The organism is Serratia nevei (genome assembly GCF_024160145.1).
Classification (GTDB): Bacteria; Pseudomonadota; Gammaproteobacteria; order Enterobacterales; family Enterobacteriaceae; genus Serratia; species Serratia nevei_A.
On the sequence record NZ_JAMYWQ010000009.1, the window covers coordinates 1 to 14,530 of the forward strand.

17 protein-coding genes and 1 pseudogene are annotated in these 14,530 nt (G+C 65.0%); 5 read left to right on the forward strand and 13 right to left on the reverse strand.

Going from position 1 to position 14,530, the window contains the following annotated elements:
- The coding region (locus tag M6G53_RS08625) for an IS4 family transposase (protein ID WP_253330538.1) at nt 1-437 on the forward strand (437 nt) is incomplete at its 5' end.
- Between the two features lie 14 nt (nt 438-451).
- Nucleotides 452-847, forward strand: a pseudogene (locus tag M6G53_RS08630) (ATP-binding cassette domain-containing protein); the annotation flags it as partial.
- Nucleotides 848-873: 26 nt separating this feature from the next.
- Here the strand turns inward: M6G53_RS08630 and bioD are convergent.
- The 4 genes from bioD to bioB are packed head-to-tail and all read right to left on the reverse strand — an operon-like array spanning nt 874 to nt 4,480.
- Complete coding sequence (gene bioD / locus M6G53_RS08635; protein ID WP_253330542.1) at nt 874-1,548, reverse strand: dethiobiotin synthase; 675 nt, start codon at nt 1,546-1,548, stop codon at nt 874-876.
- Nucleotides 1,541-2,308, reverse strand: a complete 768-nt coding sequence (gene bioC, locus M6G53_RS08640; protein WP_253330544.1) for a malonyl-ACP O-methyltransferase BioC — start codon at nt 2,306-2,308, stop codon at nt 1,541-1,543. The genes bioD and bioC overlap by 8 nt, the downstream gene beginning before the upstream one ends.
- A complete protein-coding gene (bioF, locus tag M6G53_RS08645; RefSeq protein ID WP_253330549.1) occupies nt 2,292-3,443 on the reverse strand; it encodes an 8-amino-7-oxononanoate synthase in 1,152 nt (383 codons plus the stop codon). The genes bioC and bioF overlap by 17 nt, the downstream gene beginning before the upstream one ends.
- Nucleotides 3,443-4,480: a biotin synthase BioB gene (bioB, locus tag M6G53_RS08650; RefSeq protein WP_025301918.1), complete on the reverse strand. Its 1,038-nt coding sequence runs from the start codon at nt 4,478-4,480 to the stop codon at nt 3,443-3,445. The genes bioF and bioB overlap by 1 nt, the downstream gene beginning before the upstream one ends.
- Before the next feature lie 88 nt (nt 4,481-4,568).
- Here bioB and bioA point away from each other — a divergent pair, with 88 nt between their 5' ends.
- On the forward strand, nt 4,569-5,843 hold the full coding sequence (gene bioA, locus M6G53_RS08655) for an adenosylmethionine--8-amino-7-oxononanoate transaminase (RefSeq protein WP_253330551.1): 1,275 nt from the start codon (nt 4,569-4,571) through the stop codon (nt 5,841-5,843).
- A gap of 4 nt (nt 5,844-5,847) precedes the next feature.
- Here bioA and M6G53_RS08660 read toward each other — a convergent pair whose 3' ends face one another.
- Nucleotides 5,848-6,249 (reverse strand): YkvA family protein, encoded by a 402-nt coding sequence (locus M6G53_RS08660; protein WP_253330553.1) that lies wholly within the window; start codon nt 6,247-6,249, stop codon nt 5,848-5,850.
- A gap of 156 nt (nt 6,250-6,405) precedes the next feature.
- On the opposite strand from M6G53_RS08660, the gene M6G53_RS08665 reads away from it, so the two are divergent.
- Nucleotides 6,406-6,888, forward strand: a complete 483-nt coding sequence (locus tag M6G53_RS08665; protein WP_253330555.1) for a kinase inhibitor — start codon at nt 6,406-6,408, stop codon at nt 6,886-6,888.
- 67 nt (nt 6,889-6,955) lie between these two features.
- Here the strand turns inward: M6G53_RS08665 and pgl are convergent, their stop codons facing one another.
- The gene (pgl, locus tag M6G53_RS08670) at nt 6,956-7,951 is read right to left on the reverse strand and encodes a 6-phosphogluconolactonase (protein WP_060423698.1); all 996 of its coding nucleotides are present in this window, start codon (nt 7,949-7,951) and stop codon (nt 6,956-6,958) included.
- 179 nt (nt 7,952-8,130) lie between these two features.
- Between pgl and M6G53_RS08675 the strand changes: the two genes are divergently transcribed.
- Nucleotides 8,131-8,949: a pyridoxal phosphatase gene (locus M6G53_RS08675; RefSeq protein WP_253330724.1), complete on the forward strand. Its 819-nt coding sequence runs from the start codon at nt 8,131-8,133 to the stop codon at nt 8,947-8,949.
- A 31-nt stretch (nt 8,950-8,980) separates the two neighbouring features.
- Here the strand turns inward: M6G53_RS08675 and modC are convergent, their stop codons facing one another.
- The 7 genes from modC to M6G53_RS08710 all read right to left on the reverse strand — a co-directional run bounded on the left by modC (nt 8,981) and on the right by M6G53_RS08710 (nt 14,529).
- Nucleotides 8,981-10,048, reverse strand: coding sequence for a molybdenum ABC transporter ATP-binding protein ModC (modC, locus tag M6G53_RS08680; protein WP_016928697.1), 1,068 nt, complete (start codon nt 10,046-10,048; stop codon nt 8,981-8,983).
- Complete coding sequence (modB, locus tag M6G53_RS08685) at nt 10,049-10,738, reverse strand: molybdate ABC transporter permease subunit (RefSeq protein ID WP_038870954.1); 690 nt, start codon at nt 10,736-10,738, stop codon at nt 10,049-10,051.
- Nucleotides 10,735-11,508 (reverse strand): molybdate ABC transporter substrate-binding protein, encoded by a 774-nt coding sequence (gene modA / locus M6G53_RS08690; protein WP_253330557.1) that lies wholly within the window; start codon nt 11,506-11,508, stop codon nt 10,735-10,737. Before modA ends, modB begins: the two co-directional genes overlap by 4 nt.
- Nucleotides 11,509-11,666: 158 nt before the next feature.
- Nucleotides 11,667-11,816 (reverse strand): AcrZ family multidrug efflux pump-associated protein, encoded by a 150-nt coding sequence (locus tag M6G53_RS08695; protein ID WP_141970326.1) that lies wholly within the window; start codon nt 11,814-11,816, stop codon nt 11,667-11,669.
- A 145-nt stretch (nt 11,817-11,961) separates the two neighbouring features.
- Complete coding sequence (locus tag M6G53_RS08700) at nt 11,962-12,750, reverse strand: ABC transporter ATP-binding protein (protein WP_253330559.1); 789 nt, start codon at nt 12,748-12,750, stop codon at nt 11,962-11,964.
- Nucleotides 12,747-13,772, reverse strand: coding sequence for a FecCD family ABC transporter permease (locus M6G53_RS08705; protein WP_253330560.1), 1,026 nt, complete (start codon nt 13,770-13,772; stop codon nt 12,747-12,749). Before M6G53_RS08705 ends, M6G53_RS08700 begins: the two co-directional genes overlap by 4 nt.
- A 1-nt stretch (nt 13,773) precedes the next feature.
- Nucleotides 13,774-14,529 (reverse strand): class I SAM-dependent methyltransferase, encoded by a 756-nt coding sequence (locus tag M6G53_RS08710; protein ID WP_253330563.1) that lies wholly within the window; start codon nt 14,527-14,529, stop codon nt 13,774-13,776.
- Between the last annotated feature and the right edge of the window lies 1 nt (nt 14,530).

A 14,530-nucleotide genomic window follows, 5' to 3' on the forward strand; every position in this document is an offset into this window, starting at 1 on the left:
ATTATTATGAAAGGCGCTGGCTGATAGAAGACTTTCATAAAGCCTGGAAAAGCGGCGGGGCACAGGTGGAAAGCCTGCGGATGCAGAGCCGTGGTAATCTGGAACGTATGGTTGTGGTGCTGGCTTTTATCGCTGTGCGCATCCAGCAACTGCGTTATCTGGGGTTGCAGAAGGCGGTAGGGGAAAAGCAAAGTTGCGAATGTATCCTGAGCCCTTTGGCATGGAAGTTGTTGTGGTTAAAGCGAGAAAATCAGGGGTTGCCGAAAACAGCGCCGAGTTTATCCTGGGCTTACCTAAGTCTGGGGAAATTAGCGGGTTGGAACGACAGTAAACGCACGGGTCGAGTGGGATGGGAGAGATTATGGGAAGGATGGTTCAAACTGCAAACCATCCTTGAGGGTTATCTGCTGGCCAAGTCTCTCGAGCAAGAGATCTGATCAAGAGACAGGGGCGCGGCGCCCCTCGCCATATTCCGCCGCTGATCTACAGCCTGTTTCCCCATTTGCGCCAGATGCGCGCGCGCCGCGCCGGCGATCTGTGCGCGGGCGCCCAGCGCCAGCTGGCGATCGGTCGTGCGCTGGCCCAGGAGCCGGCGCTGCTGATCCTCGACGAACCGACGGCGGGCGTGCCGCCCTCGATCGCCGCCGACATCGGCAACGTGATCCGCCGGCTTAACCGCGAACTGGGCATGACCATTTTATTGGTGGAGCATCAGCTGCCGTTCGTGCGCCGGGTAGCGGATCGTTTCTGCCTGTTGGACAGCGGGCGCACGGTGGCGCACGGCGCACTGGCACAGCTGGATGAGGCGTTGATCGGCACCGGGCTGGCGCGCCAGGAAGGAGAATGAGGGAGAAAGCCTCCCTCATGGAGGGTTTATAACAGGCTGATATCCAGATACTGCCCCAGCGGCGCCCGCTCGGCCTGCGGCAGGTGCGGGATTTCCCCCAGCAGCGGCGCCGGCAGCATGCGGCGCAGCGTGGCCAGGTATTCCTGATGCCGCCGCCCCGGCGGCGTCACATCGTTGGCGATCCAACCGGCCAGCGTCAGCCCCGCCTGTTGTACCGCCTGCGCCGTCAGCACCGCGTGGTTGATGCAGCCCAGTTTAATGCCCACCACCAGGATCACCGGCAGCTGCTCCTGCTGCACCCAGTCGGCGAAGGTGTACTGCGCCGACAGCGGGGTAAACCACCCGCCCGCACCCTCGACCAGCACCCAGTCGGCGCGCTGCTCCAACCGGCGCAGGCCGTCGGACAGCCGCGCCGCCTCGATCGGCCGGCCTTCATCGGCGCTGACGATATGCGGCGAGGTCGGTTCGGCAAAAACGTAAGAGTTCACTTCGTCGTAGCGGAGCGCCAGACCGCTGTTGGCCTGCAGCGCCAGCGCGTCGCCGTTGCGCAGCCCCTCGGCGGTCATCTCGCTGCCGGAAGCCACCGGCTTATAACCGGCGCTGCGGTAGCCTGCCCGGTTGGCGGCCTGCAGCAAGGCGCTGCTGGCGACGGTTTTTCCGACTTCGGTATCGGTGCCGGTCACGAACCAACGTTTAATCACGATAAATCACTCCATAAGCCAGATGATAACTGAGCGGGAACTGCCCCTGCCGGCACGGGTAAGCCGCCTGTAGCGCAGCGAGACGGCCGCGCGACATCAGGCCGCCCTCACGCCCCTGATGCAGATGCGTCGCCCCGATGCCCTTGAGCGAGCGCATCAGCGTCATCACATCCGGGTAGTTCAGGGTGCGCAGCTCCGTCACCAGCTCGTGTCGATAGTCAGCACAGGCGGCGCGGATCTGCGCCAGCGGCAGGAAGGCGTTCACGTGGCGCTCGCCGTCCACCTGTTGCCAGGCGTCTCCCAATTCCTGCAGCGATCCCGCCGCCAGCGTGGAAAACAGGATCGCGCCGCCGGGCCGGGTCACGCGATACAGTTCCGCCAGCGCGGCGGACAGATCGCTGCACCACTGCACCACCAGGCTGCTGAAACAGATGTCCATCGCCGCATCGGGCAGCGGCACCTGTTCGATGTCGCCCAGCAGATAATGGTGCGCCGCCTGCCGTTGACGGGCGACGTCCAGCATGCCCGGTGCCAGATCGAGCGCGGTTACCTGCATGCCGCGCTCGCGCCACAGGCGGCTGAAATAGCCGGTGCCGCAGCCGGCATCCAGCAGCCGTTCGCCCGGATGGGCACTCCCCATCCCCAGTAAGCGCTCGCCAACGTCTCGCTGCAGCGCGGCGGCGGCGTCGTAGCTGCCGGCGGCGCGGCTGAAGGCCGAAGCAACCGCCCGTTTGTTCACCGCGTCATTGGCTGACGTCATGCAATACCTCCAGCAGACGATCGATATCCTGCGGCTGATGCGCCGCCGTCAGGGTGATGCGCAGCCGCGCGCCGCCCGGCGGCACCGTCGGTGGACGGATGGCGCTCACCCACAGCCCGCGCTCGCGCAGGCGGGTCGCCAGATCGAGCGCGCGTTGATTGTCCCCCACCAGCAGCGGCTGGATGGCGGTATCGGAGTCCGTCAGGGTCAGCGCCAGCGGCGCCGCGCCCTGGCGGAAACGCCGAATGTTTTCCTGCAGCCGGGCGCGCAGTTCATCGCCCTCTCGAATGCAGGCCAGCGCCGCCTGCAGCGCACAGGCCTGCGCCGGTGGCATCGCGGTGCTGTAGATCAGATGACGGGCGAACTGCAGCAGATACTCGGCGGTCGCCTCATCGCACAGCACCGCCGCGCCGCTGACGCCGAACGCCTTGCCGAAGGTCGCCACCAGCAGTTCAGGGCGCACGCCCTGCTGCCAGCAGCTGCCGCGGCCTTGCTCGCCGCGCACGCCGACGCCGTGGGCATCGTCCACCATCAGCCAGGCGCCTGCCGCGCGGGTTAAGCGATGCAGTTCCGCCAACGGTGCACCGTCGCCGTCCATGCTGAACACCCCTTCGGTCACCGCCAGCCGCTGCCCTTCACAGGGTTTGGCCAGCAGATCCGCCAGCGCCTGCGGCTGATTGTGCTGGAAGCGGCGCAGCTCGGCCGGCGACTGCGCCGCCGCCTCCAGCAGCGAGGCGTGGCTGAGACGATCGGCCAAAATGCGATCGCCCTTCTGCATCAGCGCCGCCAGCACCGCCTGGTTGGCGGCGTAACCGGAGATGAACAGCAGCGCGCGCGGGTAGCCGAGCCAGTCCGCCAGCTGCGCCTCCAGCGCCTGATGCGCCGCGCAAAAACCGGTGACGTGGCCCGAACCGCCGCTGCCGACGCCGTAACGCTGCGCGCCTTGCTGCCAGGCGGCGATCACCCGCGCATCCTGGCTCAGCCCCAGGTAGTCGTTACCGGAGAAATTCAGGTAGAGACGATCGCCGAGCCGGATCTGGCGGCCGTTGCCGCCCTCGGTGGTCTGGCGCCGGCGGTAGGCGGCGTTCAGGCGCCGTTCTGCCAGCGCCTGCTCGATGCGTTGTGACCAGCTCATCACAGCGCCGCGTTGTAAAACTCGGCGGTATCGGCATTCAGCAGCTGCTTGGCCAGCACCTGCTGTTGCTGGTTGTCGCCGTGTTCGGTAGCGGTCTGCTGCGGATTCAGCCCCAGCTTGCGGAACAGCTGCAGATCCTTGTCTTCTTCCGGATTCGGCGTGGTCAGCAGCTTGCAGCCGTAGAAGATCGAGTTGGCGCCGGCCATAAAGCACATCGCCTGCGTCTGTTCGTTCATCTGTTCACGGCCGGCAGAGAGGCGGACATAAGAGGACGGCATCATGATGCGCGCCACCGCGATGGTGCGGATGAAGTCAAACGGATCGACGTCGTCGTTATCCGCCAGCGGCGTGCCTTTTACCTTCACCAGCATGTTGATCGGCACGCTCTCCGGCGGCTTCGGCAGGTTGGCCAGTTGCACCAGCAGCCCGGCGCGGTCGCGCACCGTTTCACCCAGCCCGACGATGCCGCCGGAGCACACTTTGATGCCGGCGTCGCGCACTTTGTCGAGCGTATCCAGGCGTTCCTGGTAGCTGCGGGTGGTGATGATGCTGCCGTAGAATTCCGGCGAGGTGTCGAGGTTATGGTTGTAGTAATCCAGCCCGGCTTCCGCCAGGCGCTCGGCCTGCGTGCCGTCAAGCGTGCCCAGCGTCATGCAGGTTTCCATGCCCATCGCTTTCACGCCCTGCACCATCTGCTGCAGATAAGGCATATCGCGCTCGTGCGGGTTCTTCCACGCCGCGCCCATGCAAAAACGGGTCGAGCCGTTCGCCTTGGCCTTGCGCGCCGATTCCAGCACCTGCTCGACCTGCATCAGCCGCTCCGACTCCAGGCCGGTCTTGTAGCGCGAGCTCTGCGGGCAGTATTTGCAGTCTTCCGGGCAAGCGCCGGTCTTGATCGACAGCAGCGTGCTGACCTGCACCTGACGCGGGTCGAAGTGCTGGCGGTGTACGGTTTGCGCTTCGAACAGCAGTTCGAGCAACGGTTTATCAAACAGGGCCTGGGCTTGCCCTACTGTCCAGTGAATGCGGTCGGCCATCATGGCGTCTCCAAAACGAAAAAGTGTCGCCAGTTTAAATATTGTGGATATACTGTCAACCAATCTTAATTCAATTTGGTTTACGAGTATGTCTGTCACCGCTTCCGACCTGGCGTTTGACCAACGTCATATCTGGCACCCCTACACCTCCATGAGCCGCCCGTTACCCTGTTACCCGATCGAGTCGGCCAGCGGCGTCGAGCTGCAGCTGGCGGACGGCCGGCGTCTGGTGGACGGTATGTCCTCCTGGTGGGCGGCGATCCACGGTTACAACCATCCGCGCCTGAATCAGGCTGCCGGCCAGCAGCTGGAGAAGATGTCGCACGTGATGTTCGGCGGTATTACCCATCCGGCCGCCATCTCGCTGTGCCGTCGGCTGGTGGAGATGACGCCGGAAGCGCTGCAGTGCGTGTTTCTGGCAGATTCCGGTTCGGTGGCGGTGGAAGTGTCGCTGAAGATGGCGCTGCAGTACTGGCAGGCGCGCGGCGAGCGGCGGCAGCGCATCCTGACGCTGCGCCACGGCTATCACGGCGATACCTTCGGCGCGATGTCGGTCTGCGATCCGGACAACTCGATGCACAGCCTCTATCAGGGCTACCTGGCGCCGCACCTGTTCGCCACCGCGCCGCAGTGCCGCTTCGACGAGGAATGGCGTGAAGAGGACATCGCACCGTTCGCCGCGCTGCTGGAGCAGCACGCCGGTGAAGTGGCGGCGGTGATCCTGGAACCGGTGGTGCAAGGCGCCGGCGGCATGCGTATCTACCACCCGACCTACCTCAAGCGGGTGCGCGAGCTGTGCGATCGCCATCAGGTGCTGCTGATCGCCGACGAGATCGCTACCGGCTTCGGCCGCACCGGCAAGCTGTTCGCCTGCGAGCACGCACAGGTGGTGCCGGACATTCTCTGCCTGGGCAAGGCGCTGACCGGCGGCTACATGACGCTGTCCGCCACCCTGACCACCCGCCACGTGGCGGAGACCATCAGCAACGGCGCAGCCGGCTGCTTTATGCACGGCCCAACCTTTATGGGCAACCCGCTGGCCTGCGCGGTGGCGGACGCCAGCCTGGCGCTGCTGGCGGAAAATCGCTGGCAGGCGCAGGTGAGCGCCATCGAAGCTCAGCTGAAACAGGAACTGCTGCCGCTCGCGGCGCTGCCGAAGGTGGCGGACGTGCGGGTGCTGGGCGCGATTGGGGTGGTGGAGATGCGAGAACCGGTGGACGTCGCCGAGCTGCAGCGCGAATTCGTCGAACGCGGGGTGTGGATCCGGCCGTTCGGCAAGCTGATTTACCTGATGCCGCCTTACATCATCGCAGCGGAACAGCTCAGTCGCCTGACCGCCGCCGTCACCGCCGCCGCGCGTTAATGGCTTACCAATGCTGGTCCAGATAGCGGGCCAGCAATCCCAGACACAGCAGCCAAAGTAAAATGATCATCGCCGCCGCCATGCGGCCGGTGGGGTTGTCGACGCGCTTTTGCGCCTTCTCGCGCAGCTCGGCCATCAGCGGCCTGGGGATCAGGCGCACCGCCAGGATGATGCCCAACGGCACGATGATTACGTCATCCAGATAGCCCAGCACCGGAATGAAGTCCGGGATCAGATCGATCGGCGAGATCGCATAGCCGGCCACCAGCAGCGCGATCAGTTTGGCGTACCACGGGGTGCGCTTATCACGGGCGGCCAGCCACAGCGCGTAAATATCGCGCTTGATGCTTTTGGCCCAACGGCGCAGCCAGCCGAACCACGGCGTGCGTTTTTTCAGTGAAATCATGGTGGCGTTGTTGGACTATCCGGCGGTCTGTAGAAAGGAAGATGCGGCCATGGTAACCGATCCGCGCCGCCGTTGGCGAATGGCAATCCCACTTGTATTGTCACGGCGAAACGATCTAGCTTAAGGGTCCGCGTTTACCGACAACTGGGAGTCACTATGGCTTTTCGTTTGTACAGCAACGATCTGCAAGACGGCGGCAAGCTGCCGCAGGCGCAGGTCTTCAACGGCATGGGCTACCACGGCGATAACCTGTCGCCGCACCTGGCCTGGGACGGCGTGCCGGCCGGCACCAAGAGCTTCGTAATCGCCGTTTACGATCCCGATGCCCCGACCGGCTCCGGCTGGTGGCACTGGGTGGTGGCCAACATTCCCGCCGATGTGCGCGAGCTGCCGCAGGGCGCGGGCTCCGGCAAAGCCCCGCTGCCCGCCGGCGCACTGCAGACCCGCACTGATTTTGGCTCGGCCGGCTACGGCGGCGCGGCGCCGCCAGAGGGCGAAAGCCACCGCTACCAGTTCACCGTGCATGCGCTGGACGTGGAGCGTATCGAGGTGGATGAGGGATCCAGCGGCGCGCTGGTGGGCTTCAACGTCCATTTCCACCGCCTCGGCAGCGCCACGCTGACGGTGACGTTCAACTGATCCCCCGCCAATAAAAAAGCGCGGTTCCACCGAACCGCGCTTTTTCCATACTCATCTGACCGCCGAATTACTTCGCCAGCACGCTCACCCACATCGGGCCTTTGCCCACCGGATAACGCGCCAGCGTGGTCAGCTCGCCGCTGCGCTGATCAATCTCATGCACCGCGATGTGATCGGACTTCTGGCCGGACGAAATCACGAAGCGGCCGCTGTGATCGATATTGAAACCGCGCGGCTGCGCTTCGGTCGGGTGATAGCCGACCACGCTCAGCGTGCCACCGTCTTCGGAAACGCTGAAGATAGTCAGAATGCTGGCGGTGCGATCGCTGGTATACAGGAAGCGGCCGTTCGGCGTGATATGGATGTCCGCCGCCCAGCGGGTACCGTCGAAGTCGGCCGGCATGATGTCCAGCGTCTGCGTCACCGTGTAGTGGCCGCCGTTTTCCGAGATGGCCAGCACGTCCACCGTACCGTCCAGCTCATTGACGCAGTAGGCGAACTTGTCGTTGTGGTGGAACGCCATATGACGCGGCCCGGCGCCGGCGGCGGTCGCCACCGCTTCCTGCGCGTGCGGCGTCAGCTGGCCCGCCAGGCTCAGGTTGAACAGGCGGATGCGGTCTTCTTTCAGGCACGGCACCAGCACCAGTTGGTTGGTCGGATCGATGTTCGCCGAGTGCGGCGCGGTCAGGCCGTCGATCTGCTGAATAGGCGCCGTCACTACGCCGTCGTGGCCGATCGGGCTGATGCTGGCGCAGTTGCCGCTGTAAGAGGCGGAGAACAGGTAACGCCCTTGCAAATCGGTGGAGATATGGGTCGGGCTGCCCGGCAGCGGCGCCATGCCGGCCTGCTGCAGCGTGCCGTCCGCCTCGATGCGGTAGCTGACGATGCCGAACGCCGGACGTACGCCGACGTACAGGTGGGTCTTGTCCGGATGAAGGGTCATCGGCTGCACCTGGCCCGGCACGTCAACGGTTTGCAGCAGCGCCAGCGCGCCGGCGTCGTCCAACTGCCAGACGTGGATCTGCTGGCTCTCCGGGCTGGCGACATAAACGATTTGCTTCATGTGTTCTCCTTGCAAAGGGTATAAAGAGGAACCGGTTTCAGGCCGTTCGATTGCCCCTAGCTTACCGCACATCCGTCGCATGGCAACCCCGCTTAGCACCGGAAGCTCACGCGGTTTTCTCCGTTGGCTATCCGGTGTACCATCGGATTAATTTCATGGCTAACGATAACGAGAACCCTATGAGCTACCGCGTCATCGCCCTCGATCTTGACGGCACCCTGCTGGACAACCAAAAACGCATCTTACCGCAATCGCTGGAAGCGCTGGCGCAGGCGCGCGCCGCCGGCATCCAGGTGGTGGTGGTCACCGGCCGCCACCACGTCGCCATCCATCCGTTCTACCAGGCGCTGCAGATAGACACCCCGGCCATCTGCTGCAACGGTACCTACCTGTATGATTTTCAGCAGAAAAAGGTGCTGGCCGCCGATCCGCTGGCGAAAGAGCAGGCCAAGCAGGTGCTGCAGATGCTCAAACAGACCGACATTCACGGGCTGATGTACGTTGACGACGCCATGCTGTACCAGGAGCCGAGCGGCCACGTGACCCGCTCGCTGGCCTGGGCCGAAACCCTGCCGGCGGCGCAGCGCCCGACGCTGTTGCAGGTCGGCAGTCTGGCGCAGGCGGCCGACGACGCGCAGGCGATCTGGAAATTCGCCACCTCGCACGCCGATACCCTGGCGCTGCGCGAGTTTGCCGACACGGTGGAAAAAGAGCTGGGGCTGGCGTGCGAATGGTCCTGGCACGATCAGGTGGATATCGCCAAAGGCGGCAACAGTAAGGGCAAGCGCCTGCGCCAATGGGTGGCGTCGCAGGGGCTGAGCATGGATCAGGTGGTGGCGTTCGGCGACAACTACAACGACATCAGCATGCTGGAAGCGGTCGGGTTGGGCGTGGCGATGGGCAACGCCGATGACGCGATCAAGGAACGCGCCGATCTGGTGATCGCCGATAACCTACAGCCGGGCATCGCCGAGGTGATCCGCACCCGCGTACTCTAGTTTTTTCGCCCTCCCGCCGGGAGGGCCTGTCTTAGCGGCTCTCGCGGCTGATCGACACGCTCTTTACCTGCGCGTACAGCCACTGCCCGGGGCGGATCGCCAGTTCATCGCGCGCCCACGGCGTGATCCGCGCCCACAGCACGTGCTCCCCGACCGCCAGCTTCACTTCCACCTGCCCGTCCACGTCCAGACACTCGCTCACCTTGGCCGGCAACACGTTGCGAATGCTGCTGTTGACCGGCGGCTGCAGCACCAGCGAGACGTCGGCAGCGTTGATGCGAATGCGCAGCTGGGTGCCCAGTTCGGCGTCGATGCCGCTGACCCACAGCCGCTGATCGCCGAGCGCCAGCGCGGTCATGGCATAGCGTTGATGATGCTCAATCACGCTGACGCGCAGCACGCTGCTCTGATCTTCACGCTGCAGCCACGGCCGCAGCGCGCTGCTGGCCCAGACGGCTTCCAGCCCGCCGAACGCGCGCACCTCGCCGCGATCCAGTACCATCACCTGTTCGGCCAGGCGCAGGATCTCGTCCAGGCTGTGGCTGACGTAGAGGATGGGGATGTTGACGTCCTGCGCCAACCGCTCCAGATACGGCAGCAGCTCGCGCTTACGCGGCAGATCGAGCGAGGCCAGCGGCTCGTCCATCAGCAGCAGTTCCGGCGCGGTCAGCAGCGCGCGGCCGATCGCCACCCGCTGTTTTTCACCGCCGGAGAGCGTCAGCGGCAACCGATTGAGCAACGGCCCGATGCCCAGCAACTCGACGATGGTGTTGAACTGTGCGCGCATGCCGGCCGCCATGCCGTACTGCAGGTTGCCGCGCACCCGATAGTGCGGGAACAGCCGTGCATCCTGAAACACGTAGCCGATACGGCGCTTTTCCGGCGGCAGGCAAAGGCCCGCGGCGGTATCCACCAGCGTGCGGCCATTGAGCGCGATGCGCCCCTGCTGCAAACGGGTCAGGCCGCCGATGGCGTTGATCAGGGAAGTTTTGCCCGCGCCGGACAGGCCGAAAATCGCGGTGATGCCCTGCGCCGGCAAATCGGCGCGGACGTTGAGATTAAGGTCGCCCAGCTGCTGCGAGAAATCCAGCTCCAGCATTTACACCCCCATCCGTTTGCGGCCCCAGCGGGCCAGCCATTCGGACACCATCAGCGAAGCCAGCGACAGCACGATGGCGATCGCGCACAGGCGCGCGGCGGCGGCTTCCGCTCCCGGCGTTTCGATCAGCGTATACATCGCCAGCGGAATGGTGCGGGTTTCACCGGGAATGTTGGAGACGAAGGTGATGGTGGCGCCGAACTCCCCCAGCGAGCGGGCGAAGGCCAGCACCACGCCGACAATGACGCCGGGCAGCGACAGCGGCAGCGTGATGGTGAAAAACACCCGCCACGGGTTGGCGCCCAGCGTACGCGCCGCCTGCTCCAGCCGAGTGTCCACCGCCTCCAGCGCCAGCCGGATGGCACGCACCATCAGCGGAAACGCCACCACCGCCGACGCCAGCGCGGCGCCGCGCCAGCTAAAGCTGAAGCTGAAGCCGAACCAGTCGTACAGCCACTCGCCGATGACGCCGCGCCGCCCCATGGCGATCAGCAGCAAATAGCCGACCACCACCGGCGGCAGCACCAGCGGCAGGTGAATAATGCCGTCCAGCAGCGCCTTGCCGGGAAAACGGCAGCGCACCAGCACCCAGGCCATCAGAATGCCGAACGGCAGGCTGCAGACCACCGCCAAGCCGGAGACTTTCAGGCTCAGCTCAACCGCCTGCCACTCGTACTCACTCAGAATCATTTACGCGGGGTGAATCCATAATGTTCAAAAATAGCGGCCGCTTCCGGGCTCTTCAGATAGGTATAGAAAGCGCTGACCGTCGGGTTTTGCCGATCTTTCACAATGGCCATCGGATATTCAACCGGTTTGTGGCTGTCTTCCGGGAACACGCCCACCACTTTCACCTTGTCGCTGGCGACCGCATCGGAGCCGTAAACGATGCCGAGCGGCGCTTCACCACGCTCCACCAGCGCCATCGCGCTGCGCACGTTGTTGGCGCGCGCCAGTTTCGGCTCCAGCGCGCTCCAGGCGCCCAGGTGTTCCAGCGCCTCTTTGGCGTAGATGCCGGCCGGCACGTGATCCGGATCGCCCACCGCCAGGCGGCCGCCGCTGAGCAGCTTGGCCCAATCGGTCTGCTTGTCGATGGCGATCTTGTCTTGCTTATCGCTCTTGGCGGCGATCAGCACCAGTTCGTTGCCCAGCAGCGTGTAGCGGGTGTCTTTCACCATCTGCTGCTTGTCGATGGCGTAATCCATCCACTGTTGATCGGCGGAGATAAACAGATCGGCCGGGGCGCCCTGCTCAATTTGGCGCGCCAGCGTCGAAGAGGACGCAAAGGAGGAAACCACCTGCACATCCTTGCCTTTTTGATACTGGGTGGCGATGTCCTGCAGCGCGTTGGTCAGCGACGCGGCGGCGAACACGGTGATCTTTTCCGCCGCCGAGGCCTGTGCCACCAGGCCCGATGCCAACACGATCCCGCCAACCCATTTGGTCCATTGCTGTTTCATTGTTTTTCTCCGCAAGTTAACGTGCATTATCACTCTTCGTTATATAAAAAATAATATAACGTGGCGCGAAAGCTTGTCATGCGGTTTATCGGCAAAGCGTGAGATAACTTGAGGAATGCCCGCCGGACGATGCCGGCGGATATCGGGATGGGGAACGGTCAGTGCTGGGTGCGGTTTTCTTTCGAACGCCCCACTTTGGAGAAAACGTTGAACACTTCGCCAAAACCGTAGATCAGGCCGAGAATGATCGCCATGACCACCGGCACCATCACCACGGCAAACAACAGACTTTTCAATAATTCCAACATGATAGCCTCGCTTAACTGCCCATTGAGCGGCAAATGCCTTTCACCGCATAAGGGTTATTCTACCCCAAAAAAATCGGCAAAACCGGAGTTATTTTAGTCAGCGCGGCCAATTTGTGATCGGCCAAACGTGCCCTTTCCACCGATATCATGTCGGGGCGGGGTAATAGATCAGCGGCGGCGCATAGCCGGCGGGCGCCGCCAGCCGGGCCTCCACCCCGTACACCGCGCGAATGTTCTCCGGCGTCAGCGCCTGCCGCGGCGCACCCGCCGCACAGACTCCGCCCCGCTGCAGCAGCGCCACCCGATCGCAATAACAGGCCGCCAGATTCAGATCGTGCAGCGTCACCACCACGCTGAGCTTCAGCCGCCGCAGCAGGGCCATAAACTGCTGCTGATGGGCGATATCCAGATGGTTGGCGGGCTCATCCAGCAGCAGCCACGGCGTTTGCTGCGCCAACGCGCGCGCCAGGTGCACCCGCTGCCGTTCGCCGCCGGACAGCCGCTGCCAATCGCGATCGGCCAGGTGGCTGATGCCCACTTGCTCCATCGCCCGCCCGGCGAGGCGACGATCTTCGGGGCCGAAACCACGCCAGCGGCCGGCATGGGCCAGGCGCCCCAGCAGCACCGCCTCCTTCACCGGCAGCGCGAAGGTGCCGGGGGCGGATTGCTCGAGAAAGGCGATGCGCCTGGCGCGCTCCCGCCCGGAAAACGCAGTAATTTCACGCCCTTCCAACCAAACACGGCCCCCGGCGGCAGGCTGCAATCCGGCCAGCAGCTTGAGTAACGTGGATTTACCGCTGCCGTTGACACCGAGCACGCCGGTGACCTCACCGGGCAAGGCGCAGAAACTGAGATTTTCCAGCACCGTGCGTGCGCCGGCTCGCCAGCTCACCGCCTCGGCGTACAGGCCGGAGCGCATTTTTTCAACCGTCATGCATTGACCTTCCGATACAGCAACAGCAAGAATACCGGCACCCCCAGCAGCGCGGTCAGCACGCCGACCGGCAGCTCGCGCGGGGCAAACAGCGTTCTGGCCAGGGTGTCCGCAGCCACAGCGAACAGCGCGCCGCACAGCGCGCTGGCCGGCAACAGCAGCCGATGCCGCGAGCCGACCAGCCGCCGGGCGACGTGCGGCACCGTCAGCCCGATAAATCCCACCGCGCCGCTGAACGCGACGATCGCCGCCGTCAGCGCGGTGGTCACCATATACAGCAGCAGCTTCAGCGGAGCCACCGACACCCCCAGCGAAGCGGCGGTCACGCCGCCGAACGCCAGCGCGTCCAGCTCACCCGCCCGCAGCCAACAAAGCAGCAACGCCGCCGCCAGCGCCAGCCCGCACAGCCCGACCTGCGGCCAGCGCGCGTCGCTGAACGATCCCAGCAGCCAGAACATCACGCCGCGCGTGGCGTTGGCATCCGCCTGCCAGAGGGTGATCAGCGAAGTCAGCGCAGAAAGCAGCTGCGTCACCGCCACCCCGGCCAGAATAAACAGCGTGGACTCCCCCTGCAGCGAACGCCCGGCCAGCAGCATCACCAACGCAAACGCCCCCAGCGCGCCGATAAACGCGCCGCCGGACACCGACAGCAGGCCGCCCCCCAGCCCCAATACCAGCACCGTGACCGCACCCACGCCCGCGCCGGAGGAGATCCCCAGCACCCAGGGATCGGCCAGCGGGTTGCGGGTCAGCGACTGCAGCACGGCGCCCGCCAACGCCAGCCCGGCGCCGGCCAGCGCCGCCAACAGCGCGCGCGGCATCCGCAGCGACCAGATGATGCGCTGATACACCTCGGCGTCGGTCGTCGCGCTGCCGCTAACGCCGAATACGATGCGCCAGGCGTCGTGCCACGCGATCGGCGCAGGCCCCGACAGGGTGGCGCCCAGCAGGGCCAGCGGCAGCGCCGCCGCCAGCAACAGCAGCCAGCCGGCCTCACGGCCGGGCAGTAACCGCCGGATCATGCTATTTCCAGCCTGCGATCACATAGTCGTCCAACAGCTGCCACACCGCGCCCGCCTCGCTGAAACCGGCTTGCCTGAGGGCCGCGAGCTGGAAATCCACCGGCGTCGGCGGCGGCACCGGGCGGCCGGCGAACAGCGCTTCACGCTCGGCCTGATAAGCGGCCAGCGCCGGCGATTGCAGCGCGCCCGCAAACCAGCGATCCCAATCCTCTACGCCGTTGTCCCAGGCGCGCTGTTGGGTCTGCGCGTCATGCCGCTCCGCCAACGCTTTCAGCCGCGGCTGACGCTGGTCATAGCGCTGATGATCGGCGTTGAGGAACACGCCGCCGTCGGCCAGCAGCCCGGCGAGGTTGCGGTACAGCGCCAGCTGCTGCTCGGGCATCAGCCAGTGCAGCGCCGTGCTGGACACCGCCGCCTGCGGCGCGGGGCCGGGCAGCGCAGAGAAACAGGCCGGATCCGCCAGATCGGCCTGCAGAATGCGGATCCGATCGCCGTACGCCGCCAGCGCGCCGCGCGCCACCGCCAGCAGCAGCGGATCGAGATCGATGGCGGTCACCCTGGCCTGCGGAAAACGCTGCAAAATGCGCAGGCTCAGCGAGCCCGGGCCGCAGGCCAGATCCACCACGTGAAAATCCTGGCCGGCGGCCAGCGCCAGCACGTCCAGCAGGGCGTTAAAACGCGCTTCCCGTTCGGCGATGTAGGCCGCCTGCTGGCGATCCCAGGAGTCCAGCAGCGAAGCGAATGAAACGGCAGTCATA